The 22266-nt window shown below is 70.8% G+C and carries 25 protein-coding genes; 16 read left to right on the forward strand and 9 right to left on the reverse strand.

All coding sequences use genetic code 11. The features are described from left to right. Positions 1 to 32: 32 nt before the first annotated feature. Entirely contained in the window at positions 33 to 815 is a 783-nt protein-coding gene (locus BM424_RS10640; RefSeq protein WP_175548032.1) for an MlaE family ABC transporter permease, read from the reverse strand. Positions 816 to 890: 75 nt separating this feature from the next. Beyond that, a complete protein-coding gene (locus tag BM424_RS10645; protein ID WP_093416900.1) occupies positions 891 to 1775 on the reverse strand; it encodes a 3-oxoacyl-ACP reductase in 885 nt (294 codons plus the stop codon). Between the two features lie 406 nt (positions 1776 to 2181). Here BM424_RS10645 and BM424_RS10650 point away from each other — a divergent pair, with 406 nt between their 5' ends. The 7 genes from BM424_RS10650 to BM424_RS10680 all read left to right on the forward strand — a co-directional run bounded on the left by BM424_RS10650 (position 2182) and on the right by BM424_RS10680 (position 9227). Next, positions 2182 to 3357, forward strand: coding sequence for an acyl-CoA dehydrogenase family protein (locus BM424_RS10650; protein WP_093415852.1), 1176 nt, complete (start codon positions 2182 to 2184; stop codon positions 3355 to 3357). A gap of 103 nt (positions 3358 to 3460) precedes the next feature. After that, positions 3461 to 4549 carry an acyl-CoA dehydrogenase family protein gene (locus BM424_RS10655; RefSeq protein ID WP_093415854.1) on the forward strand — a complete coding sequence of 363 codons (1089 nt, stop codon included), beginning with the start codon at positions 3461 to 3463 and terminating at the stop codon, positions 4547 to 4549. Next, entirely contained in the window at positions 4546 to 6129 is a 1584-nt protein-coding gene (locus BM424_RS10660) for a long-chain-fatty-acid--CoA ligase (RefSeq protein ID WP_093415855.1), read from the forward strand. Before BM424_RS10655 ends, BM424_RS10660 begins: the two co-directional genes overlap by 4 nt. Positions 6130 to 6241: 112 nt before the next feature. Continuing rightward, positions 6242 to 7399 (forward strand): 3-ketosteroid-9-alpha-monooxygenase, oxygenase component, encoded by a 1158-nt coding sequence (locus tag BM424_RS10665; RefSeq protein WP_093415857.1) that lies wholly within the window; start codon positions 6242 to 6244, stop codon positions 7397 to 7399. Beyond that, positions 7396 to 7695 carry a hypothetical protein gene (locus tag BM424_RS10670; protein WP_093415858.1) on the forward strand — a complete coding sequence of 100 codons (300 nt, stop codon included), beginning with the start codon at positions 7396 to 7398 and terminating at the stop codon, positions 7693 to 7695. Before BM424_RS10665 ends, BM424_RS10670 begins: the two co-directional genes overlap by 4 nt. Positions 7696 to 7799: 104 nt before the next feature. Further along, positions 7800 to 8426, forward strand: coding sequence for a cholesterol catabolism transcriptional regulator KstR (gene kstR, locus BM424_RS10675; protein ID WP_093415860.1), 627 nt, complete (start codon positions 7800 to 7802; stop codon positions 8424 to 8426). A gap of 237 nt (positions 8427 to 8663) precedes the next feature. Then, entirely contained in the window at positions 8664 to 9227 is a 564-nt protein-coding gene (locus BM424_RS10680) for a TetR/AcrR family transcriptional regulator (RefSeq protein WP_093415862.1), read from the forward strand. Here the strand turns inward: BM424_RS10680 and BM424_RS10685 are convergent. Together BM424_RS10685 and BM424_RS10690 are read right to left on the reverse strand one after the other, a co-directional pair. Then, complete coding sequence (locus BM424_RS10685; protein ID WP_093415863.1) at positions 9199 to 10191, reverse strand: ABC transporter ATP-binding protein; 993 nt, start codon at positions 10189 to 10191, stop codon at positions 9199 to 9201. The two genes, BM424_RS10680 and BM424_RS10685, sit on opposite strands and share 29 nt — an antisense overlap. Positions 10192 to 10257: 66 nt before the next feature. Then, the gene (locus BM424_RS10690; protein WP_093415865.1) at positions 10258 to 11019 is read right to left on the reverse strand and encodes a glucose 1-dehydrogenase; all 762 of its coding nucleotides are present in this window, start codon (positions 11017 to 11019) and stop codon (positions 10258 to 10260) included. A gap of 168 nt (positions 11020 to 11187) precedes the next feature. On the opposite strand from BM424_RS10690, the gene BM424_RS10695 reads away from it, so the two are divergent. The 7 genes from BM424_RS10695 to BM424_RS10725 are packed head-to-tail and all read left to right on the forward strand — an operon-like array spanning position 11188 to position 15959. Next, positions 11188 to 12381: a cytochrome P450 gene (locus BM424_RS10695; protein WP_093415866.1), complete on the forward strand. Its 1194-nt coding sequence runs from the start codon at positions 11188 to 11190 to the stop codon at positions 12379 to 12381. A 2-nt stretch (positions 12382 to 12383) separates the two neighbouring features. Continuing rightward, entirely contained in the window at positions 12384 to 13163 is a 780-nt protein-coding gene (locus BM424_RS10700; protein ID WP_093415868.1) for an SDR family oxidoreductase, read from the forward strand. Beyond that, on the forward strand, positions 13160 to 14515 hold the full coding sequence (locus tag BM424_RS10705; RefSeq protein WP_093415870.1) for a cytochrome P450: 1356 nt from the start codon (positions 13160 to 13162) through the stop codon (positions 14513 to 14515). Before BM424_RS10700 ends, BM424_RS10705 begins: the two co-directional genes overlap by 4 nt. After that, on the forward strand, positions 14515 to 14709 hold the full coding sequence (locus BM424_RS10710) for a ferredoxin (RefSeq protein ID WP_093415871.1): 195 nt from the start codon (positions 14515 to 14517) through the stop codon (positions 14707 to 14709). The genes BM424_RS10705 and BM424_RS10710 overlap by 1 nt, the downstream gene beginning before the upstream one ends. A 1-nt stretch (position 14710) precedes the next feature. Further along, positions 14711 to 15262, forward strand: coding sequence for a Cif family virulence factor (locus BM424_RS10715; protein ID WP_093415872.1), 552 nt, complete (start codon positions 14711 to 14713; stop codon positions 15260 to 15262). Between the two features lie 24 nt (positions 15263 to 15286). Further along, on the forward strand, positions 15287 to 15475 hold the full coding sequence (locus BM424_RS10720) for a ferredoxin (protein WP_093415874.1): 189 nt from the start codon (positions 15287 to 15289) through the stop codon (positions 15473 to 15475). Between the two features lie 40 nt (positions 15476 to 15515). Beyond that, the gene (locus tag BM424_RS10725; protein WP_245775763.1) at positions 15516 to 15959 is read left to right on the forward strand and encodes a nitroreductase family deazaflavin-dependent oxidoreductase; all 444 of its coding nucleotides are present in this window, start codon (positions 15516 to 15518) and stop codon (positions 15957 to 15959) included. 115 nt (positions 15960 to 16074) lie between these two features. Here BM424_RS10725 and BM424_RS10730 read toward each other — a convergent pair whose 3' ends face one another. Genes BM424_RS10730 through BM424_RS10750 form a run of 5 tightly spaced genes read right to left on the reverse strand, consistent with a single transcriptional unit; the run spans position 16075 to position 20355 of the window. Further along, the gene (locus BM424_RS10730) at positions 16075 to 16926 is read right to left on the reverse strand and encodes an LLM class F420-dependent oxidoreductase (RefSeq protein ID WP_093415876.1); all 852 of its coding nucleotides are present in this window, start codon (positions 16924 to 16926) and stop codon (positions 16075 to 16077) included. After that, entirely contained in the window at positions 16923 to 17282 is a 360-nt protein-coding gene (locus BM424_RS10735; RefSeq protein ID WP_093415877.1) for a carboxymuconolactone decarboxylase family protein, read from the reverse strand. The genes BM424_RS10730 and BM424_RS10735 overlap by 4 nt, the downstream gene beginning before the upstream one ends. After that, a complete protein-coding gene (locus BM424_RS10740; RefSeq protein ID WP_093415879.1) occupies positions 17279 to 18133 on the reverse strand; it encodes an NAD(P)-dependent oxidoreductase in 855 nt (284 codons plus the stop codon). Before BM424_RS10740 ends, BM424_RS10735 begins: the two co-directional genes overlap by 4 nt. After that, on the reverse strand, positions 18130 to 18882 hold the full coding sequence (locus tag BM424_RS10745; protein WP_093415881.1) for an SDR family oxidoreductase: 753 nt from the start codon (positions 18880 to 18882) through the stop codon (positions 18130 to 18132). Before BM424_RS10745 ends, BM424_RS10740 begins: the two co-directional genes overlap by 4 nt. A 9-nt stretch (positions 18883 to 18891) precedes the next feature. Next, positions 18892 to 20355, reverse strand: a complete 1464-nt coding sequence (locus BM424_RS10750; protein ID WP_093416903.1) for an aldehyde dehydrogenase — start codon at positions 20353 to 20355, stop codon at positions 18892 to 18894. A gap of 160 nt (positions 20356 to 20515) precedes the next feature. Between BM424_RS10750 and BM424_RS10755 the strand changes: the two genes are divergently transcribed. Beyond that, positions 20516 to 21145: a PaaI family thioesterase gene (locus BM424_RS10755; RefSeq protein WP_093415882.1), complete on the forward strand. Its 630-nt coding sequence runs from the start codon at positions 20516 to 20518 to the stop codon at positions 21143 to 21145. A gap of 18 nt (positions 21146 to 21163) precedes the next feature. Further along, on the forward strand, positions 21164 to 22210 hold the full coding sequence (locus BM424_RS10760; RefSeq protein WP_093415884.1) for a ferredoxin--NADP reductase: 1047 nt from the start codon (positions 21164 to 21166) through the stop codon (positions 22208 to 22210). The last annotated feature ends 56 nt before the right edge of the window (positions 22211 to 22266 follow it).

Below are 22266 nucleotides of genomic sequence, written 5' to 3' on the forward strand. Positions count from 1 at the left end.
TCGGCGGGGGCGCCGTCTCCAGGACTGCCATCTCACAACCCCTTCGGCGGCACGAGTTGCAGGTAGATGCCGGTGACCAGGAGGTTGATCATGAACAGCAGCAGGAACGTGATCACCACCGCCTGGTTGACCGCGTCGCCCACGCCCTTCGGGCCGCCGGACGGGTTCAGGCCGCGGTAGGCGGCGACCACACCGGCGACGAAGCCGTAGATGGCCGCCTTGATCTCGCTGACCCAGATGTCGGGCAGCGACGCCAGCGCGTTGAAGCTGGCCAGGTAGGCGCCGGGCGTGCCGCCCTGCAGCACCACGTTGAAGAAGTAGCCGCCGAGCACGCCGACCACGCTGACCAGGCCGTTGAGCAGCAGCGAGATGAGCACCGCGCCGAGCACCCGGGGCACGATCAGCCGGTGGATGGGCGAGATGCCCAGCACCTCCATCGCGTCGATCTCCTCGCGGATGGAGCGCGCGCCGATGTCGGCGCACACCGCCGATCCCCCGGCTCCGGCGACCAGCAGCGCGGTGATCAGCGGGCTGGCCTGCTGCAGGATCGCCAGGGCGCTGGCCGCGCCGGTGAACGACTGGGCGCCGATCTGCTGGGTCAGCGAGCCGAGCTGCATGGCGATCACGGCGCCGAACGGGATGGCGACCATCGCGGTCGGCAGGATCGTGACGCTGGCGAAGAACCACGCCTGCTGGATCCACTCGCGGACCGCGAAGGGCCTGCGCGGCGTGTAGCGCACGACCTCCCAGGCCAGCGTGGCGATCTTGCCCACGTGGCCGAGGGCCGTCGAGACTCCGGCGACCGGCGCGCTCATGCCCGCCACTCCTCGATACCCATGCTTCCTCCCGGCCTCGTTGACGTGAGAAGTGGTGCGTACCCGCGCGATCGGCTACGGGATGTCGAGAACTCCGTTGGCGGCGAAGGACTTCTCCGGGTCGCGGTCGGCGAAGTAGGCGCCGAGACCGGATTCCAGCTCGTCCTGCGTCCAGAGCTCGCCCGACGCGGCGAACTTGCGCTCGATGGTGGGCGGCGCCAGCAGCGCCACGGTTCCGCTGTGGACCACGAACACCTGACCGCTGATGGCCTGGGCGGACGGGCCGGCGAGGTAGGTCACCAGCGGGGCCACGTGCTCGACCGACATCGGGTCCACGCCGTCGCTCGGGGCGTCGCCGAAGGTCTCGGCGGTCATCGCGGTGCGGGCGCGCGGGCAGATCGCGTTGGCGCGCACGCCCATTCGCGACATCGCGCGAGCGGTGGAGACGGTCAGCGAGGCGATGCCGCCCTTGGCCGCGGCGTAGTTGGGCTGCCCGGCCGAGCCGAGCAGGAACGCCTCGGAGGCGGTGTTGATGATGCTGCCGTAGGTGGCGCCGGAGTCCTTGTACTCCTGGCGCCAGTGCGCGGTGGCGTTGCGGGAGAGCAGGAAGTGCCCGCGCAGGTGCACCCGCAGCACGTCGTCCCACTCCTGGTCGGACATCTTGAACAGCATCCGGTCGCGCAGCAGGCCCGCGTTGTTGACCACCACGTGCAGCCCACCGAGCTGCTCGGTCGCGGCGGCCATCATCCGGCCGGAGACCTCGGAGTCGGAGACGTCGCCGACGACCGCGACCGCCTTGGTGCCGATCTCCTCGATCTCGGCGACCACGGCGTGCGCCGCGTCGGTCACGTCGTTGACCACCACGTTCGCCCCGGCTCGTGCCAGCGCGAGCGCCTCGGCTCGCCCCAGCCCGGCACCGGCTCCGGTGACGATCGCGACCTTTCCGTCCACACTCGACACGTGCGCCTCACCTCGGGTCGTGGTCAGCCCCGCCACGTCGCGGGGAGGTGTTAGCCACCACACAGTAGAATGTGTTCTCGCTCAGTATCAAGTGCCGCGTTCAGAACCGGCGAGTGCGCAGCGCACCCAGCAAGAACAGGTCACGAATGCGTACAAAAACGCGTTCTACTTATGCGGACGTTTCGGTCACCTTTCGGTCACGTCGTCCGCCGCCTGGTGACTCTGCTCGCTCAACGATCCGGGACCCGCGCCGGGTACTGCTCCATTCGGACGCACCGTCCGCGAATCTAGAACACGTTGCACATTCGATGGATCTACGGTGACCGCTCGGTCTCGACCTCATCGCGCCCGGCGGTCTATGATTTTAGAAACGTGTTTCACACGGCGTCCGACCCCGGGAGGATGCATGCGCATCGCCTACACGCCCGAGCACGAGAAGCTGCGGGAGGAGCTGCGCGCCTACTTCGCCGACCTGATGACACCCGAGCTGCGCGAGGAGCTGTCGCAGGGAGACTACGGCGACGGCCGCGCCTACAAGCAGCTGGTCCGGCAGATGGGGGCCGACGGCTGGCTGGCGCTGGGCTGGCCCGAGGAGTACGGCGGGCAGAACCGCTCCATGCTCGAGCAGCTGATCTTCACCGACGAGGCGGCCATCGCCGGCGCCCCGGTGCCGTTCCTGACGCTCAACAGCGTCGCGCCGACCATCATGCGGTTCGGCACCGACGAGCAGAAGTCCCACTTCCTGCCCAAGATCGCGGCCGGGGAGATCCACTTCTCGATCGGCTACTCCGAGCCCGAGGCCGGCACCGACCTGGCCTCGCTGCGCACCACCGCGGTCCGCGACGGCGACGACTACGTGATCAACGGCCAGAAGATGTGGACGAGCCTGATCCAGTACGCCGACTACGTCTGGCTGGCCTGCCGCACCGACCCGGAGGCGCGCAAGCACCGCGGCCTGAGCGTGCTCGTCGTGCCCACCTCCTCCCCCGGCTTCTCCTGGACCCCGGTGCACACCGTGTCCGGGCCGACGACCAGCGCCACCTACTACTCCGACGTGCGGGTTCCGACCTCGGCGCTGGTGGGCACCGAGAACGAGGGCTGGCCGCTGGTGACCAACCAGCTCAACCACGAGCGCGTGGCGCTCACCTCCGCCGCACCGCTGCAGCTGGCGCTGTCGGAGGTCCGGGAGTGGGCGGCGCAGACGCGGTTGTCCGACGGCCGCCGGGTCATCGACCAGGAGTGGGTGCAGCAACACCTCGCGCGGGTGCACACCGGCGCGGAATTCCTCAAGCTGATGAACTGGAAGATCGCCACCACGGCCGAGAAGCACCCGACGCCGGCCGCGGCCTCGGCGACGAAGGTCTTCGGCACCGAGTTCGCCACCGAGGCCTACCGGTTGCTCATGGAGGTGCTCGGCACCGCGGCCTACGTCCGCTCCGGTTCGAAGGGCGCGGCCCTGGCGGGACGGATCGAGCGGATGCACCGCTCGGCGCTGATCCTCACCTTCGGCGGCGGCACGAACGAGGTGCAGCGCGACATCATCGCCGCCGTCGGACTCGGCCTCCCGCCCGCGAAGCGCTGACCCCGGGGACAGTTTTAGCCATAACCGTCCATGATCAATGTCCTTTTTGTCCGGACAGTTGTGGCAAAAACTGCCCCGCTCCCCACCACCTCCAGGAGGCGACATGGACTTCACCTCGACCGAGGCCCAGGAGGACCTGGCCGGGCTCGTCGGGCGGATCCTCGGTGACAAGGTCACCAACGAACGACTGCGCGAGATCGACCGGCAGGACGACCGCTTCGACCGCGACCTGTGGGCCGAGCTGGCCAAGGCCGACGTGCTCACCGCCGCGCTGCCCGAGGGCGGTTTCGGGCTGTTGGAGCAGTGCAGCGTGCTCATCGAGATCGGCCGCGCCGTGGCCCCGGTGCCCTACCTGCCCTCGATCACGATGGGCGCCACCGCGCTCGCCGAATCCGGCACCGACGAGCACCGCCGCGCCTGGGTCGAACCCGCCGCGCGCGGCGAGGTCGTGCTCACGGCCGCGCTGGCCGAGGACGGCGGCGCCGAGCCCGACTCCCCCGCCACCCGCGCCGAGCGCGACGGGCAGGACTGGCTGCTCACCGGCACCAAGGTGAACATCCCCGCCGGACCGGTCGCCGACCTCGTGCTCGTCCCGGCGAGCACCCCCGACGGCCCCCGGCTCTTCCTCGTCCGGCCGGGTCGACCGGGGGCCGAGATGCAGCGCCAGGAGATCGTCGACGGCGACGCCGAGGGCTGGCTGGAGCTCGCGAACGCCCGCGTGGCCGACGCCGACGTCCTCGACGCCGACGCGCTGCGGCGGCTGATCGTGCGCGCCACCATCGGCGTGTGCGCGCACCAGGTCGGCGTGCTCACCGGCGCGCTGGAGCGCACCAGCGCCTACGCGGGCGAGCGGGTCCAGTTCGGCCGCCCGATCGGCAGCTTCCAGGCCGTGGCGCAGCGGATGGCCGACGGCTTCATCGACGTCGAGGCCGCGAAGCTGACCCTCTGGCAGGCCGCGTGGCGGGCCACCGAGGGACTGCCCTGCGCCGACGAGGCCGCCACCGCGAAGTTCTGGGCCGCCGAGGCCGGGCACCGCCTGGCGCACACCGCCGTTCACGTGCACGGCGGCGTCGGCATCGACCTCGACCACGAGCTGCACCGCTACTTCGTGGCGGCCAAGCGCGGCGAGTTCGCGCTGGGCGGCGCGACGGCGCAGCTGCGCCGGATCGGCGCGAGCCTGGCGGCGCGATGAGCTCCCCGCTGCAGCGGCCCGAGGTGATGCCGACGGTCACCGAGCTGCTGCTGGCCCGCGCCGACGACACCTCGCCGGGCCTGCGCACCGAGGACCGCGAGTGGACCTGGGCCGAGCACGTCCGGCACAGCGCCGAGCACGCCGCGCTGCTGCGCGAACTCCTGCCCGGCGACGCGCCGCCGCACGTCGGCGTGCTGCTCGACAACGTCCCGGAGTTCTCGTTCCTGCTGGGCGGCGCGGCGCTGTCGGGGTCGGTGGTGGTCGGGCTCAACCCGACCCGGCGGGGTGCCGCGCTGGAGCGCGACATCCGGCTGGCCGACTGCCGGATCGTGCTCGCCGACAGCCGCTACGCTGCCCTGCTCGACGGCCTGGACCTGGACGGGATCCGGGTGTTCGCGCTGGATTCCTGGCGGCAGGAGCTCACCCGCCACGCCGGTGCCGCGCTCGACCCGGTGCCCGCGAGCGGCGAGGACCTGCTGGCGCTGGTGTTCACCTCGGGCACCGGCGGCGATCCGAAGGCGGTGCGCTGCACGCACGCCAAGATCGCCTTCCCGGGCCGGATGCTGGCCGAGCGCTTCGGCCTCGGCGGCGAGGACGTCACCTACATCTCGATGCCGATGTTCCACTCCAACGCCCTGATGGCCGGCTGGTCGGTGGGCCTGGCCGCGGGTGCCGCGCTGGCGCTGCGGCCGAGGTTCTCCGCGTCCGGTTTCCTGCCGGACGTGCGCCGCTTCGGCGCGACCTTCGCCAACTACGTCGGCACCCCGCTGTCCTACGTGCTGGCCACGCCCGAGCGGCCGGACGACGCCGACAACCCGCTGCGGGTGGTCTACGGCAACGAGGGCAACCAGCGCGACATCGCCCGCTTCGCCGAGCGCTTCGGCTGCCACGTGGTGGACGGGTTCGGTTCGTCGGAGGGCGGGATCGCGGTCACGCGCACGCCGGACACGCCGCCGGGCGCGCTCGGCAGGGCCACCGACGGCGTCGCGGTCCTCGACCCGGACACCGGGAAGCCCTGTCCCGCCGCGGAGTTCGACGAGTCCGGCCGGTTGCTCAACGGCGACGCGGCGATCGGCGAGCTGGTCAACACCACCGGCCCGGGCTGGTTCGCCGGCTACTACGGCGCACCGGAGGCCGACGCGCAGCGGATGCGCGACGGCATGTACTGGAGCGGGGATCTGGGCTACCTGGACGCCGACGGCTTCTGCTACTTCGCGGGTCGGTCGGGCGACTGGCTGCGGGTGGACGGCGAGAACCTGGGCACGGCGCCGATCGAGCGAATCCTGCTGCGCCACCCGCACGTCCGCGAGGCCGCGGTCTACGCGGTGCGGGCGGAGGTGGGCGACGCGGTGATGGCGGCGATCACCACCACCGACGGGTTCGACCCGGCAGGCCTGGCCGATTTCCTGGGCGCCCAGCCGGATCTGGGCCCGAAGCAGTGGCCGAGCCACGTGCGGCTGGTGGCCGAGCTGCCGCGCACCTCCACGCACAAGGTGCTCAAGCGGGAGCTGGCCGCCGAGGGCGTGCGGACCTCCGACCCGGTGCTGTCCCGCGTGGACGGCACCTACCGACGCCAATAGCTATAACTTGTTCTAACTTTCCTGCGATTGAGCGGCAGCGCACGATGGCGCTTTCGCCCCTTATTCCTATAACCTGTTTCACATACAACACGTGACTTGATGGAGGGACGCGATGAGCGGGACGGAGCGTGAGCACGGGGTGCGCACGATCGATGCCGGTGCCCCGCCACAACGGTTCGCCCGGGGGTGGCACTGCCTGGGACCCGTCGCGGAGTTCCAGGACGGCAAGCCGCACGCGGTGACCGCGTTCGGCACCAAGCTGGTCGTCTTCGCCGACAGCCAGGGCGCGCTGCACGTGCTCGACGGGTACTGCAGGCACATGGGCGGCGACCTGACCCAGGGCGAGATCAAGGGCGACTCGGTCGCCTGCCCGTTCCACGACTGGCGCTGGGGCGGCAACGGCCGCTGCACCTCCATCCCCTACGCCAAGCGGGTTCCCGGCCGCGCGCGGACCCGGTCCTGGCTGACGCTGGAGGAGAACAAGCAGCTGTTCGTCTACCACGACCCGCAGGGCAACCCGCCTCCGCCGGAGGTCACGATCCCGCGGATCGACGAGGTCTTCACCAGCGAGTGGTCGAACTGGACCTGGGACCGGGTGCAGATCGACAACTCCAACTGCCGCGAGATCATCGACAACGTCGTGGACATGGCGCACTTCTTCTACGTGCACTTCGCCTTCCCGACGTACTTCAAGAACATCTTCGAGGGCCACGTCGCCACCCAGTACCTGCACTCGCGCGGCCGCCCGGACGTGGGCGCCTCGCAGGGCAACTACGCCGGCGACGACACCCAGCTGCGCTCCGAGGCCAGCTACTACGGGCCGTCGTACATGATCAACCGGCTGTGGACCGAGTTCAAGGGCACGCCGATCGACGCGTATCTGATCAACTGCCACTACCCGGTCTCGCCGACCAGCTTCGTGCTGCAGTGGGGCGTGTCGGTCAAGAAGCTGCCCGGCCTCGACGACGAGCAGGCCGACATGGTGGCCGGCAAGTTCGCCAAGTCCTTCGGCGTCGGGTTCCTGCAGGACGTGGAGATCTGGCGGAACAAGTCGCGCATCGACAACCCGCTGCTGGTCGAGGAGGACGGCCCGGTCTACCAGCTGCGCCGCTGGTACGACCAGTTCTACGTGGACGTCGAGGACGTCACCGAGGAGCAGACCGCCCGCTTCGAGTTCGAGGTCGACACCACCCGCGCCGTGCAGGCCTGGGAGGCCGAGGTCGCCGAGAACCTGGCCCGCCGCGAAGCCGAAGAGGTCGGCAACTCATGACGGCCGCCCGCACCGACGTCCCGGCCGGCACCGCCGCCGACCAGCGGCTGTACCTGGAGGGAGGCCTGCGCCCGCTGCCCTGCGCCACGTGCGGGGTGCGGGTGCTGGTCAAGAAGCTCAGCCCGGAGCAGACCAGCATCCAGTGGACCACCTCCACCGAGTCCTGCCCGGAGATCTCGGCGCGCATCGCCGAGGGCGAGCACCCGGCGCTGGTCGACACCTGCCCGCGCTTGCGCGCCACCATCGAGCACGCGATCAGCGAAGGAATTCTCGACGTCTCCGACACGGGTGCGTGAAGTCGAAACGCAGGTGAAACGAGTTACCGATTCCACCGTGTTAACGTGATCTTGCGGGTGGCGCGATCCGCCTTTCCGCCGACGGGCTAGGGGGCTTTGCGTCGATGACTTCTGCGGCCAACCGGAACGGTCAGGGCGGTAATCCGCTCCACGCCGTGCCCGAGGACGAGCTCACCGCCACGGCCCAGCGGGACCGCCGCAAGCGGATCATCGACGCCACCATGACCCTGGCCGACAAGGGCGGTTTCGACGCGGTGCAGATGCGGGCCGTGGCCGAGCGCGCCGACGTCGCCCTGGGCACGCTCTACCGCTACTTCCCGTCCAAGATCCACCTGCTGGTGGCCAGCCTGGTCCGCGAGCTGGAGCGCATCCAGGAACGCCTGGACCGCGCTCCGGTGCGCGGCGAATCTCCCTACGAGCGGCTGCTGTTCGTGCTGGGCAGGCTCACCCGCGCGTTCCAGCGCAACCCGAACCTCTCCGAGGCGGTCACCCGCGCGCTGATGTCGGCCGACGCCTCGGCGGCGACCGAGGTGGACGCGGCGAACCGGATGATGGAGGGCATGTTCATCGCGGTGCTGAGCGACGGCGAGCCCACCGAGGAGCAGGTCGCGGTGGCCCGGGTGATCGGCGACGTGTGGCTGTCGAACCTGGTGGCGTGGGTGACCCGGCGCGCCTCGGCCACCGACGTCTCCAACCGCCTGGAGCTGACGGTCCGACTCCTCCTCCGATGAATTCCCACCACGTAGAACGCGTTATCGTTCTGTCGTGCTTTGCCATAAGCGGCGGAGCCGCTTTCTCTTCCACCACCTAAGCAACTGGCACCGCCGCGGGTTCTGAGCGCTTTCGTGGCGAGTACGCCGGGACGCCGTGTATTGGCATACATCAGGAGCGGCGCACGGAGTCCACGGAAGCGCTCAGGTTCCGCTACCCGCACCGCCACGCAAAAAGACCACGTTAGGCTTTCCAACATGACCGAACCCGTTCGCCAGGTGGTCGAGGGCAAGCGCGCCGATACCGTGCGGCGTTTGCTGGACGCGACCGTGGAGGAGCTGGCGGAGCGCGGGTTCGGGTCGATGACCGTGCGCTCGGTGGCCGAGCGGGCCGAGGTCTCCCGCGCCACCGCCTACTCCTACTTCTCCTCCAAGGAGCACCTGGTCACCGCGGTGTTCTGGAAGCGCATCCAGGCGCTGCCGCCGAGCGAGTCCGAGCGCACCGGCAAGCCGGGCGCCGACGTGGCGCAGGTGGTGGACACGATCGCGCGGATGCTGGCCGCCGAGCCCGCCCTGGTGCGGGCGTGCACGACGGCGCTGCTGGCCGATCAGCAGGAGGTCAAGCGGCTCCGCGACGAGATCGGCAAGGAGGTCTACCGGCGGCTCACCGACGCGGTCGGCGAGGCCGATCCGACCGCGCTGGACGCCGTGATGACGGCCTTCGTGGGCTCGCTGGTGCTGGCGGGCAGCGGGTACCTGCCGATGGACCGGATGGCCTCGCACCTGGCCGGCATCACCGACCGGGTGCTGCCGCGGGCCTGATGCTGCGCCGCACGCTCTCCCGCGCCGCGGGCGGCAGCTGGTCGAGCATCCCCATCACGCGGTCCTGGCGTCGCCGCACCGCCTGACGTTCCGGCATCCCGGCGCTGACCGGCAGCTGCTCCGGCACGCCCACCACCCGCTCGGCGGCGGAGATCCGGCCGCTGGCCAGCCACTGCTGCTCGCGGTCGATGCTGGCCTGGTCCTTCTCCTCGCTCATCCCGATCGGGCCGGTCCGGTCGCCGCTGAGGAACTGCGCGACCACCGGGTCCTCGCTGGTGAGCAGGACTTCGCGCGGCCCGAACAGGACGAGTTCGCGGCGGAAGAGCATCCCGAGGTTGTCCGGGACGGTGCGGGCCAGGTTGATGTTGTGGGTGACGATGAGGATCGTGGCGTCGAGCTGCGCGTTGATGTCGATGAGCAGCTGCGAGAGGTAGGCGGTGCGCACGGGGTCGAGCCCGGAGTCGGGCTCGTCGCAGAGGATGATCTCCGGGTCGAGCACGAGCGCGCGGGCCAGGCCGGCGCGCTTGCGCATGCCGCCGGAGATCTCCCCGGGCAGCTTGTCCTCGGCGCCGGTGAGCCCGACCATCTCCATGCGTTCCAGCACGATCCGGCGGATCTCGGCCTCGGTCTTGTGGGTGTGCTCGCGCAGCGGGAACGCGACGTTGTCGTAGAGGTCCATCGACCCGAACAGCGCGCCGTCCTGGAACAGCACGCCGAAGAGCTTGCGGATCTCGTAGAGCTCGTGGTCGCTGCACGAGCAGATGTCGACGCCGTTGACCAGGCAGCGCCCGTTCTCCGGCTTGAGCAGGCCGATCATGGACTTCAGGAACACCGATTTCCCGGTGCCCGAGGGACCCAGCAGCGCCGAGACCTCGCCCTGCGGGAGGGTGAAGCCCACGTCCCGCCAGATCGTCTGCGGGCCGAAGGACTTGCTCAACCCCTCGATCACGACTTCAGCACCCATACCGCGCTCCTCGCGACGTCGTTGTCGTGCGTGCTTCGGGAAAGGCCCTGTCAGCGCTGGAATTTCTCAGCGGCGGTAGTAGGCGTGGGTCGCCGTCGCCCCGCCGTCGGCGACGAATTCGGCGCCGGTGCAGTAGGTGCTCTCGTCGGAGGCGAGGAAGATGATCAGCCCTGCGATGTCCTCCGGCTGGCCGATGCGGCCCAGCGGCACCATGTCGCCGATCGGGCTGAGGTCGGTGTCCTCACCGGTGAACTGGCGGGTCATGCCGGTGTCGAACATGCCCGGGTGCACCGAGTTGACGCGGATGTTGCGCGGGCCGAGCTCGGTGGCGGCGGCCTTGGTCATGCCGCGGATGGCGAACTTGCTGGCGGTGTAGGCGACCAGCTGCGGCATCCCGCCGAGACCCTCGACCGAGGAGAAGTTCACGATCGACCCGCCCCCGGCCGCGGTGAGCGCGGGCGTGGCGGCGCGCATCCCGAGGAAGGTGCCGAACTGGTTGACCCGCACGATGCGCTCGTAGTCGGCCAGCGAGGTGTCCTCGAGCGCGGAGAACATGAGCACGCCTGCGTTGTTGACCAGGACGTCGAGCCGCCCGAAGGTCTCGGTGGTGTGGTCGACCGCGGCGCTCCAGTCCTGCTCGTCGGAGACGTCGAGGTGCGCGTAGCTCGCGGACGCGCCGAGCTCGTCGGCGAGTTCCTTGCCGGGCGCGTCGAGGATGTCGCCGATGACCACCGACGCGCCTTCGGCGACGAAGCCGCGCGCGATGGCCGCGCCCTGCCCTCGCGCCGCTCCGGTGACCAGCGCGACCTTTCCCGCGAGCCGTCCCATGCGCCGCCCTCCCTGCCGAGTCGAACCGTACCCGCACGAGACTAGAACACGTTCTCGACATAAGGGAAGGTTCGTTGCCCCACGGGTCGATCAACGGCGGAACTTGTTCTCGATTCAGTCGCGGGCAGGCTTGCCTGAGCCGAGCGAACCGTACTAGCGTCTGGACACATGTCCAGCGACGTGGTGTTCAGCCCCTACGACTACGCCGTGCACGACGACCCCTACCCGGCCTACGCGCGGCTGCGCGACGAGGCGCCGGTGTACCGCAACGACGAGCTCGACTTCTGGGCGCTGTCCCGGCACGCCGACGTCGCCGCGCTGTTCCGGGACAACACCCGGCTGTCCAACGCCAACGGCGTCTCGCTCGACCCGGCCGCCTGGGGACCCGGTGCGCACCGGACCATGTCGTTCCTCGCGCTCGACGACCCCCGGCACAACCGGCTGCGCTCGCTGGTCTCCCGCGGGTTCACCCCGCGCCGGGTCCGCGACCTGCAACCGCGCATCCTCGAACTCGCCCGCCACCACCTGCTTCCCGCGCTGGAGGCCGGGGAGTTCGACTTCGTGGCCGACTTCGCGGGCAAGTTCCCGATGGACGTCATCTCCGAGCTGATGGGCGTGCCCGAGGCCGACCGCGACCGGCTGCGTGAGCTCGCCGACACCGTGATGCACCGCGAGGAAGGCGTTTCCGACGTGCCGCGGGCGGCGATGGAGGCCTCGCTGAACCTGGTCGGCTACTACACCGACCTGCTCGCCGAGCGCCGCCGCTCCCCCACCGACGACCTCACCTCCGCGCTGCTGGCCGCCGAGATCGACGGCGACCGGCTCAGCGAGGAGGAGATCATCGCGTTCCTGTTCCTGATGGTCGTCGCGGGCAACGAGACCACCACGAAACTGCTGGCCAACGCCGTGCACTGGGCGCACCTCAACCCCGGCGAGCAGGCCAAGCCGTTCAGCGACCCGGAGCGGGTGACCGACTGGATCGAGGAGACGCTGCGCTACGACACCTCGACCCAGATGGTCGCGCGCACCGCCACCGAGGACATCCCGCTGGACGGCGGCACGATCCCCGAGGGCGCCCGGGTGCTGCTGCTGGTCGGGTCCGCCAACCGCGATCCGCGCGCCTTCGCCGACCCCGACCGCTACGACCTCGACCGCCGCGGCGAGATCCCGCTGGTGAGCTTCGGCGGCGGTACCCACTTCTGCCTCGGCGCGCACCTGGCGCGGCTGGAGGCCCGGATCGCGCTCACCGAGTTCGTCGGGTTGGTCAATAGCTACGAGGTCGACCTCGACCGCGCGCGGCGGGTGCACTCCAGCAACGTGCGCGGCTTCGCGACCCTGCCCGTTCGCGTGGAAAGCAGGTAGCCATGCCCAGATTCGAACCGAACCCGCAGCGCAGGCCGACCGTCGTGGCCGGCGCCTCGGCCGGGATCGGCGCGGCCACCGCCCTGGCGCTGGCCGCCGACGGCCACCCCGTGGCGCTCGGCGCGCGCCGCGTCGAGGTGTGCGAGGAGCTCGCCGCCAAGATCCGAGCCGACGGAGGTCAAGCCGTCGCGCTGCCGCTGGACGTCACCTCCGACGACTCGGTGCGCTCCTTCGTCGCCCGCACCCGCGAGGAGCTCGGCGAGGTCGAGATCCTGGTCTACGGCGCGGGCGATCTCGACGCCGACCCGGTGCACGAGATGGACGCCGCGCGCTTCGCCGGTCAGCTCGACGTGCACCTCGGCGGCGCGCACCGGCTGGTGTCGGCGATCGTGCCCGGCATGGTCGAGCGGCGGCGCGGCGACGTGGTGCTCATCGGTTCCGACGTGGTCGTCACGCCCCGGCCCCGGATGGGCGCCTACGTGCCCGCCAAGGCCGGCCTGGAGGCGATGGCCCACGCGATGCGGATGGAGCTGGAGGGCACCGGGGTGCGCGCCAGTGTCGTGCGGCCCGGGCCCACCTCCACCTCGATGGGCATGAAGTGGGACCACGACACCACGCAGGCCGTGCTCGACGACTGGGTGAAGTGGGGGCTGGCGCGGCACCCGTACTTCCTGCGCGCCTCCGACATCGCCGAGGCCGTGCACCACGTCGTCTCGGCGCCGCGCGGCGTGCACCTGAGCCTGATCGAGGTCCAGCCCGAAGCACCTCTGGAGGAGACATGACGCCGCTCGCCCCGAAACCGGTCTCCGGCGGCCGTCACGAGCACGGCCACCTCGACGAGCTGCGCACCGATCCGATCGCGCTGATGCGCCGGGTCCGCGAGGAGTGCGGCGACGTGGGCTCCTTCGACCTGGCAGGGCGCCGGGTGGTGCTGCTGTCGGGTGCGGAGGCCAACGAGTTCTTCTTCCGCTCCTCCGACGACGACCTGGACCAGGCCGCCGCGTACCCGTTCATGACGCCGATCTTCGGTGAGGGCGTGGTCTTCGACGCCCCGCCCGAGCGGCGCAAGGAGATGCTGCACAACCAGGCGCTGCGCGGCGAGCAGATGCGCGGGCACGCCCAGACCATCGACGCCGAGATCGCCCACGTGGTGGCGGACTGGGGCGACGCGGGCGAGATCGACCTGCTGGACTTCTTCGCCGAGCTGACGATCTACACGTCCTCGGCGTGCCTGATCGGCAAGCGGTTCCGCGACCAGCTCGACCACCGCTTCGCCGAGCTCTACCACGACCTGGAGCGCGGCACCGACGCGCTGGCCTACGTCGACCCGCACGCGCCGATCGAGAGCTTCCGGCGCCGCGACGAGGCGCGGGCGGGCCTGGTGCGGCTGGTGCAGGAGATCATGGACGGCCGGGCCGCCGCCGGGAAACCGCCGCGCGAGGACCGCGACATGCTCGACGTGCTCATGTCGGTCCGCGACGAGGACGGCGCGCTGCGGTTCAGCGCCGACGAGATCACCGGCATGTTCATCTCGATGATGTTCGCCGGGCACCACACCAGCTCCGGCACGGCCGCGTGGACGCTCATCGAGCTGCTGCGCAACCCGGGCGTGCTGGACGAGGTGGTCGGCGAGCTCGACGAGCTCTACGCCGACGGCTCGGAGGTGAGCTTCCGCTCGCTGCGGGCGATCCCGCGGCTGGAGGGCGCGATCAAGGAGGCGCTGCGGCTGCACCCGCCGCTGATCCTGCTGCTGCGGGTCGCCCGGGGCGACTTCGAGGTGTGCGGGCACCGCGTCGAGCGCGGCGATTTCGTGGCGGCCACCCCGGCGATCTCCAACCGGATCGCCGAGGACTTCCCCGATCCCGACGCCTTCCGCCCGGACCGCTACGCCGAGCCGCGGCAGGAGGACCTGGTCAACCGGTGGACGTGGATCCCGTTCGGCGCCGGACGGCACCGCTGCGTGGGGGCGGCGTTCGCGATGATGCAGCTCAAGGCGATCTTCTCGGTCCTGCTGCGGGACTTCGAGTTCGAGCTCGCGCAACCGCCGGAGACCTACCGCAACGACCACTCGAAGATGGTCGTCCAGCTCGCCCAGCCGTGCCGGGTGAGGTACCGCCGCCGGAAGGAGTCCTGATGCGAGTCGTGTGCGATCTCGACCTGTGCCAGGGGCACGCGATGTGCGAGCTGGAGGCGCCGGAGGTGTTCTCGGTGCCCCGGCGCGGCAAGGTCGAGGTGCTGGTCAGCGAGCCTCCCGCGGATCTGCGCGGCGAGGTCGAACGTGCCGTGCGGGAGTGCCCCACGCGGGCTTTGAGCATCGAGGAGGCTTGACATGCCCGCTTACCCTCGGGAAGAACTGGAACGCATGGTCCGGCTCTGGCTGGACGAGAACGCGCGCTGCGAACGGCTCGGCGACTGGAAACCGTTGGCGCGCCTGTACACCGAGGACGCCACCTACGGGTGGAACACCGGGCCCGGCGAGGACTTCATGACGGTGGGGCGTGAGGAGATCCGCGACATCGCCCTGGGCGTGGAGATGCGGGGCCTGGAGGGCTGGAGCTACCCGTACCAGCGGGTGCTCATCGACGAGGAGCAGGGCGAGGTGATCGGGTTGTGGAAGCAGGTCGCCGACGCGAAGCGACCCGACGGCACCCCGTACCAGGTGGCCGGCATCGGCGGGAGCTGGTTCCGCTACGGCGGCGACCTGATGTGGTCGTGGCAGCGGGACTTCTTCGACTTCGGCAACGCCGCGCACCTGTTCCTGGAGATGATCAAGGCCGACGTCCTCTCGCCCGGGATGAAGAAGCGCATGGAGGTCGCCGCGTCCGGCGAGCCGCAGCCCGGTCACTACCGCAGGGGCACGGCGCCGGTCGAGCTGTGGTGAACCGCGACGGAACGGGAGGGTTTCATGAGGATCGAGGTCGACTTCGACCTGTGCGAGGCCAACGGCATGTGCGAGGCCGTGGCGCCCGACGTCTTCGAGATCGATGACGAGGACAACCTGCACATCGTCGCCGAGCCCACGCCGGAGCTGCGGGACTCCATCGAGCAGGCCGTGCAGTCCTGCCCGAAGGCCGCGCTGTCGCTGAAGGACTGATCGGGTGCCGAAACAACGTCCGAAACAACTGGATTCACCGGTGGTCGGCAAGGTCATCAAGGTGGCCTCGCGGGCCAACACCAGGCTCTACCGCGCCACCGGTGGGCGACTCGGCGGGAACTGGCGGATCGGCGCCGGTTTCCGCAAGAGCGTCCCGATCTGCCTGCTGACCACGATCGGCAGGCGCAGCGGTCAGCCGCGCACGGCTCCGCTGCTGCACATGCGCGAGGGCGACCGGATCGTCCTGGTCGCCTCGCAGGGCGGGCTGCCCCGGCACCCGGACTGGTACCACAACGTCCGGGCGAATCCCGAGGTCACGATCCAGGTCAAGCGCGACGTCCGGCGGATGCGCGCCCGCACGGCGACCCCGCAGGAGCGAGCCGATCTCTGGCCGCGTCTCCTGGAGGTCTACGCGGACTTCGACGACTACCAGTCCTGGACCGACCGCGAGATCCCGGTCGTCATCTGCGAGCCGATCACCTGATCCGAGGTGATCCTCCCGTCGCCGCCGTCTCGGCAGCGGCGACAGTTTTAGCCATAACTGTCCCGACATTTCGGACATTGATCATGGACAGTTATGGCTAAAACTGTCCACTGCCTCACGCTGCGATGCCGAGCTTGGCCGCGAGGCGCTGGAAGTACGCGGCCACCGCATCGGCGTCCTTCTCCGGGAAGCCGAAGAGCACTTCGGTGACGCCCAGCTGCTCCCAGCGCGCGAGCCGGTCGAAGTCGGGTTTGCCCGAGAGGGCGACGATCTGGGGATCACCTTCGCGCCCGGCTTCCTTCCAGATGCGCTTAAGGAGCGCGACCTTGTCGTCGATCTCGCCCTCGGTGGGCGTGGTGATCCAGCCGTCGGCGGAACGGGCGATCCAGCTGAAGGTCTTCTCCGTGCCGCCCGCGCCGATCAGCACCGGCGGGCGCGGCTGCTGGACCGGCTTCGGCCAGGCCCAGCTGGGGCCGAAGTCGACGTGCTCGCCGTGGTACTCGGCCTCCTGCTGGGACCAGAGCCGCTGCATCGCCTCCAGGTACTCCCGCAGCACGGTGCGCCGCTTCGCCTTGGGAACGCCGTGGTGGGTGAGCTCGTCGATGTTCCAGCCGAACCCGGCGCCCAGGCTCACCCGGCCGCCGGAGAGGTGGTCCAGCGTCGCGATGGTCTTGGCGAGGGTGATCGGGTCGTGCTCGACCGGCAGCGCCACCGCCGTGGCCAGCCGGATCCGCGAGGTCACCGCGGCGACCATCGACAGCGCGACCCAGGGGTCCAGCGTCCGCAGGTACCGGTCGTCGGGCAGTTCCGCGGTGCCGGTGCCGGGGTGCGCGGCCTCCCGCTTGACCGGGATGTGGGTGTGCTCGGGCACCCAGAAGGAGTGGAAACCCGCCTCCTCGGCGGCTTTCGCGGCCACGGCGGGAGCCAGTCCGCGGTCGCTGGTGAACTGCACGATGCCGTACTTCATGAGCGGTCCTTCTCTCCCAGGATCTTCTCGATGCGCATGGTGAACTTGGTGCCCAGCGGCCAGCCGACGTAGTGGGTCAGGAACAGCCCGATCTCGCGCAGCTGCTCGGCGTCGAGCTCGTCGTTGCCCAGCGCCGCCCGCACCTGGATGTCGGCGACGTCGTCGAGTCCCTGGGCGGCCAGCGCGCCCAGCAGCAGCAACCGCCGGTCGCGCAGGCTCAGGCCGGGCCGGGACCAGATGTCGGCGAAGAGGTGGTCGACGGTGACGCCGAAGAACTCCCCCGGCCCGTCGGAGACCTCCCAGCCGTAGACCTCGCCCATCTTGGCCAGGCCTCGCGCTCGTCGTTCGTCGGTCATGACACCTCCGCGGAGACACCGAGTCCGGCCGCCAGGTCGCGCAGCGCCCGCTGCCCCAGCGGCAGCTCGACGCCGAGCCGCTCGCCGAGCCGCAGGGCCAGCGCGAGGTCCTTCTCCCCGAGGTCGCGGACGTTGCTGAAGATCGGGTACCAGTCGTCGGACGGGGACAGCTGCGCGGTGTCGCCGCGCAGCATGATCGCGCCGGGCCCGCCGGTGATGGCGTCGGTGTGCCGCACGATCTCGCCGAGCGCCCGCAGGTCGAGCCCGGAGGCCTCGGCGAGCCGCTGTGCTTCGGCGGTGGCGGCGAAGGCGATGAAGTGCAGCAGGTTGCGGGCCAGCTTGCACCGGGTCCCGGCGCCGACCTCACCGGCGTGCACCACGAGCCCGGCCCAGTGCGAGAACACCTCCTCGCAGCGGGCGAACGACTCGGCGTCACCGCCGATCATGACCGCCAGGTTCCCGCGATCCGCGCCGGCCGCACCTCCGCTGACCGGCGCGTCGACCACCGAAACCCCGTGCAGCGCGGCGAGTTCCGCGATCCGGGGCGCCGTGGTCTCGTCGATGGTGGAGTGCACGGCCAGCACCGTCCCGGGAGAGGCGCCGGCGAGCAGGCCGTCCGGGCCGCACACCACCTCCTCGACCTGCGCGTCGTCGCGCACCATCACCGACACGACCCCGGCCTGCCGCGCGACCTCGGCCGGGGTGTCCGCCGCGCGGGCACCCCGGTCGACGAACTTCGCGACGACCTCGGGCCGGACGTCGTGCACCACCAGACCGTCCGGCCAGCTCAGCAGCTTGCGCGCCATGGGCGCGCCGATCTGGCCGAGGCCGATGAAGCCGACCGCGCTCACGAGCGGATCACCTGCCCGCCGTCGACGTTGAAGATCTGCCCGGTCACCCACGACGCCTCGTCGGACAGCAGGAACAGGCACATCCCCACCAGGTCCTCCGGCTGCCCCATGCGCTTGAGCGCCGTGCCCTTGACCAGCTTCTTCACCATCTCCGGCGGCGTGGTCTCGCGGGTGGCCTCGGTGTCGGTCGGGCCGGGGGCGATGGCGTTGATCCGCACGCCCATGCCGCCGATCTCGTGCGCGAGCTGCTGGGTGAGCCCGTTGACCGCGACCTTGGCCAGCCCGTAGAAGCCGGAGTAGACCCAGGCGGCGGTCGAGGACTGGTTGACGATGGCGCCCCCGCCGCGCCGCTGCATGTGCGGCAGGCACGCGCGGGTGCACAGCAGCGCGCCGTCCATGTTCACGCTCAGGAACCGCTTGTAGTAGTCCCAGTCCACGGTGCACAGCAGGTCGAGCTTCATGCCGCCGTAGATGGCGGCGTTGTTGACCAGGTGGTCGATGCCGCCGAAGCGCCGCGCCGCGAAATCGGCCATCGCCGCGGTGGATTCCGGCGAGGACACGTCGACCTCCGCGAACGCCGCGCTGCCGCCGTCGGCGGTGATCGACTCGGCGACCTTCTCGCCGGACTCGGTGTTGAGGTCGGCGACCACGACGTGCGCGCCCTCGGCGGCCAGCGCCCGCGCGTAGGCCTCGCCGATGCCCTGCGCCGCGCCGGTCACGACGGCGACCTTGTCTTGGAAACGCCCCATTGCGCCCTCCTACGCCGGTTCGGCGATCAGCTTGGTCTCCAGGTACTCCTCGAACCCGGCCACGCCCATCTCGCGGCCGATGCCGGACTGCTTGTAGCCGCCGAACGGCGCGTCGCCGCCGTACCAGACGCCGCCGTTGACGCCGACCGTGCCGGTGCGCAGCCGCGCGGCCACCGCCCGCGCCCGCTCCAGGTCACCGCCGTGCACGGCGCCGGACAGGCCGTAGGGCGAGTCGTTGGCGATGCGCACCGCGTCGTCGTCGCCGTCGTGCGGCAGGATCACCAGGACCGGCCCGAAGATCTCCTCGCGGGCCACCCGCGCGTCGTTGGTGAGCCCGGCGATGAGCGTCGGCTCGACGAAGAACCCGCGGTCCCGCTCGGCGCGCCCGCCGCCGGTGACGAACTCGCCGCCCTCCCGGCGCGCCAGCGTCAGGTAGCCCTCGACCCGGTCGCGCTGGCGCGCCGAGATCAGCGGCCCGCACACCGTCCCGGGGTCGCCGGGGTCGCCGACTCCGATGCCGCGCAGCGCTTTCGCGGTCGCCTCGACCGCCTCGTCGTAGCGGGCCCGGGGCACCAGCAGCCGGGTCGTCAGGGCGCAGCCCTGCCCGGCGTGGGTGCAGACGGTGAACGCCGCGAGCCCGCACGCCGCGCCCAGGTCGGCGTCGTCGAGGACGACGAACGCCGATTTCCCGCCCAGTTCCAGGAAGGTCCGCTTGATGCCGGGTGCCGCGGCGGCCATCACCGCGCGGCCGGTGGCCGTGGAGCCGGTGAACGACACCAGATCCACCCGCTCGTCGGCCGACAGCTGCGCGCCGAGGGCGTGGTCGTCGGAGGTCACGACGTTGACCACACCCGGCGGGATGTCGGTCTCGCGGTGCAGGATCTCGGCCACGGCCGCGGCGCACCACGGCGTGTCCGGGGCGGGTTTGAGCACGACGGTGTTGCCCGCCGCCAGCGCGGGACCGAGCTTGGCGAGGTTGATCTGGTGCGGGAAGTTCCACGGCGTGATGGCCCCGACCACGCCGACGGCCTCGCGCCGGGTCCAGCGCCTGCTCGGCATCCCCATCGGCGCGGCCACGCCCAGGTCGCGGGTCCACTCGTACCCGGCGGCGAGCTCCGCGAAGTAGGCGAGGTCGGCGACCGGCGCGTCCAGCTGCGCGCCGTGGGTGAGGAAGCGCGGCGCCCCGACCTCGGCGATCGTCAGCTCGCGCAGCTCGTCGGCGTGGTTGTGCAGCGCGGTGCCGAGCTGCTCCAGGCAGCGCACCCGCAGGTCCACGTCGCGGGACCACTCGGTGTCGTCGAAAGCCCGCCGCGCGGCGGCGATCGCGCGGTCCAGGTCGGCGGGAGTGGCGTTGGCCGCCGTGCCGAGGACCTCCTCGGTGGCGGGGTCGGCGGTCTCGAACCGGCCGCCCGATCCGGGGCACCACTCCCCGTCGACCAGCAGGTTCGCGGTCTTGTCGGTCCAGACGCTCATCGGCACCACATCCGGTTCCTAGACACGTGTCAAGACTAGGGTCCATCCACACCGGTGGCAATAGAACCGGTTACCCCTTCTTCGGCGAGCTCCCGTTGACACAGCATAATCAAGCCGTAGAACATGTTCTAGATATTCGGATCAGGAGGGGAACCACCGGATGACCGACGAGAGACCAGGCACGACCTCGCTGCCGACCGCCGGACCGGTCCCGGTCATCCCGGAGATCCCGGCCGAGACCACGCTGCTGGCAGGCCGGATCCGCGAACTCGTGGAGGCCAGCGTGTTCACCGACACCGACGGCGCGGACCTGCGCGAAGCCGCCGAGCACGTCGCCGCCGCCACGGCACTGCTGCGCGAGCGCACCCGGGACCGGCCGCTGCTGCTCTCGCACGTCGACGGCCACCAGGTCAGCGTGCACAACCCGGTCGAAGGACCCGGCAACCCGCTCGCGCCGCCGATGGTCGGCGTCGAGATCGACGACTCCGGCACGACCACCTCGACCGCGCTGCTCACCGCCGCTTACGAGGGCCCGCCGGGACGCGTGCACGGCGGCTGGGTGGCCTCGCTGCTCGACCACGCCGTGGGCCGCGCGGTCGCGGTCGCCGGGCACCCGGCGATGACGGTGTCGCTGACGGTGGACTACCGCCGCGGCACCCCGCACGGCGTGCCGCTGACCGTGCACGCGCGGTTCACCGGCAAGGAGGGCCGCAAGGTCTTCGCCCGCGGCGAGATCGTCGCCGACGGCGAGGTCACGGCCGAGGCCACCGCGATCCTGGTGACCTACTGACCAGCGAGGAGAGTTGCGATGCCTGAGTTCCACCGGCTGCGGGTGGCCGAGGTCGTCGAGGAGACGGCCGACGCCCGCTCAGTGGTCTTCGACGTCGGCACCGACCGCCTGCCCTACCGGCCCGGCCAGTTCCTGACGCTGCGGATCCCCAGCGACCGCTGCGGTTCGGTGGCGCGCGCGTACTCGCTGTCGAGCTCCCCGGTCACCGACGGGCGGCTGGCCGTCACCGTCAAGCGCACCGCGGAGGGCTACGCCTCGAACTGGATCTGCGACAACGTCGCCGCGGGCAGCGAGATCGACGTGCTCGAACCCGCCGGGGTGTTCACCCCGAAGTCGCTGGAGGCCGACCTGCTGCTGTTCGCGGCGGGCAGCGGCATCACGCCGATCATGTCGATCCTGAAGTCCGCGCTGGCCACCGGTTCCGGGCGCGTCGCGCTCGTCTACGCCAACCGCGACGAGCGCTCGGTGATCTTCGCCCGCGAGCTCACCGAGCTGGCCGCCGCGCACCCCGGCCGGCTGCTGGTGCTGCACTGGCTGGAGTCGGTGCAGGGGCTGCCGACGCAGGAGGCGATGCAGTCGCTGGCCGCGGCGTTCCCGGACCACGACGCGTTCCTGTGCGGGCCGAAGCCGTTCATGGACACCGCCCGGAAAGCCCTGCGCGAGGCGGGTTTCCCGAAGTCATCGATCCACCTGGAGCGCTTCGCCTCGCTGGCGGGCAACCCGTTCGACACCGCCACCCCGGCCGACGCCGTCACCCCGGCCGAGTCCGAGGCCGAGGAGGCGCAGCCGGAGGACTCGGTGGTCGAGGTGACCATCGACGGCGAGGCGCACACCTTCACCTGGCCCGCCGACAAGCGGCTGCTGGACCTGCTCAAGGAGAACGGGATCCAGGCGCCGTCGTCGTGCGCGGAGGGGATCTGCGCGGCCTGCGAGTGCCGGGTCACCGAGGGCGAGGTGACGATGGTCAACAACCAGGTGCTGGAGCAGGAGGACCTCGACGAGGGCTACCGCCTGGCCTGCCAGTCGCTGCCCAAGACGCCCAAGGTCAAGGTCGACTACGACTGATCACGTGGAACGCGTTCTCCACGCGAATGACGCTGGGACGTAGCGCTGAACCCGGC

The organism is Saccharopolyspora flava (assembly GCF_900116135.1).
Lineage (GTDB): Bacteria > Actinomycetota > Actinomycetes > Mycobacteriales > Pseudonocardiaceae > Saccharopolyspora > Saccharopolyspora flava.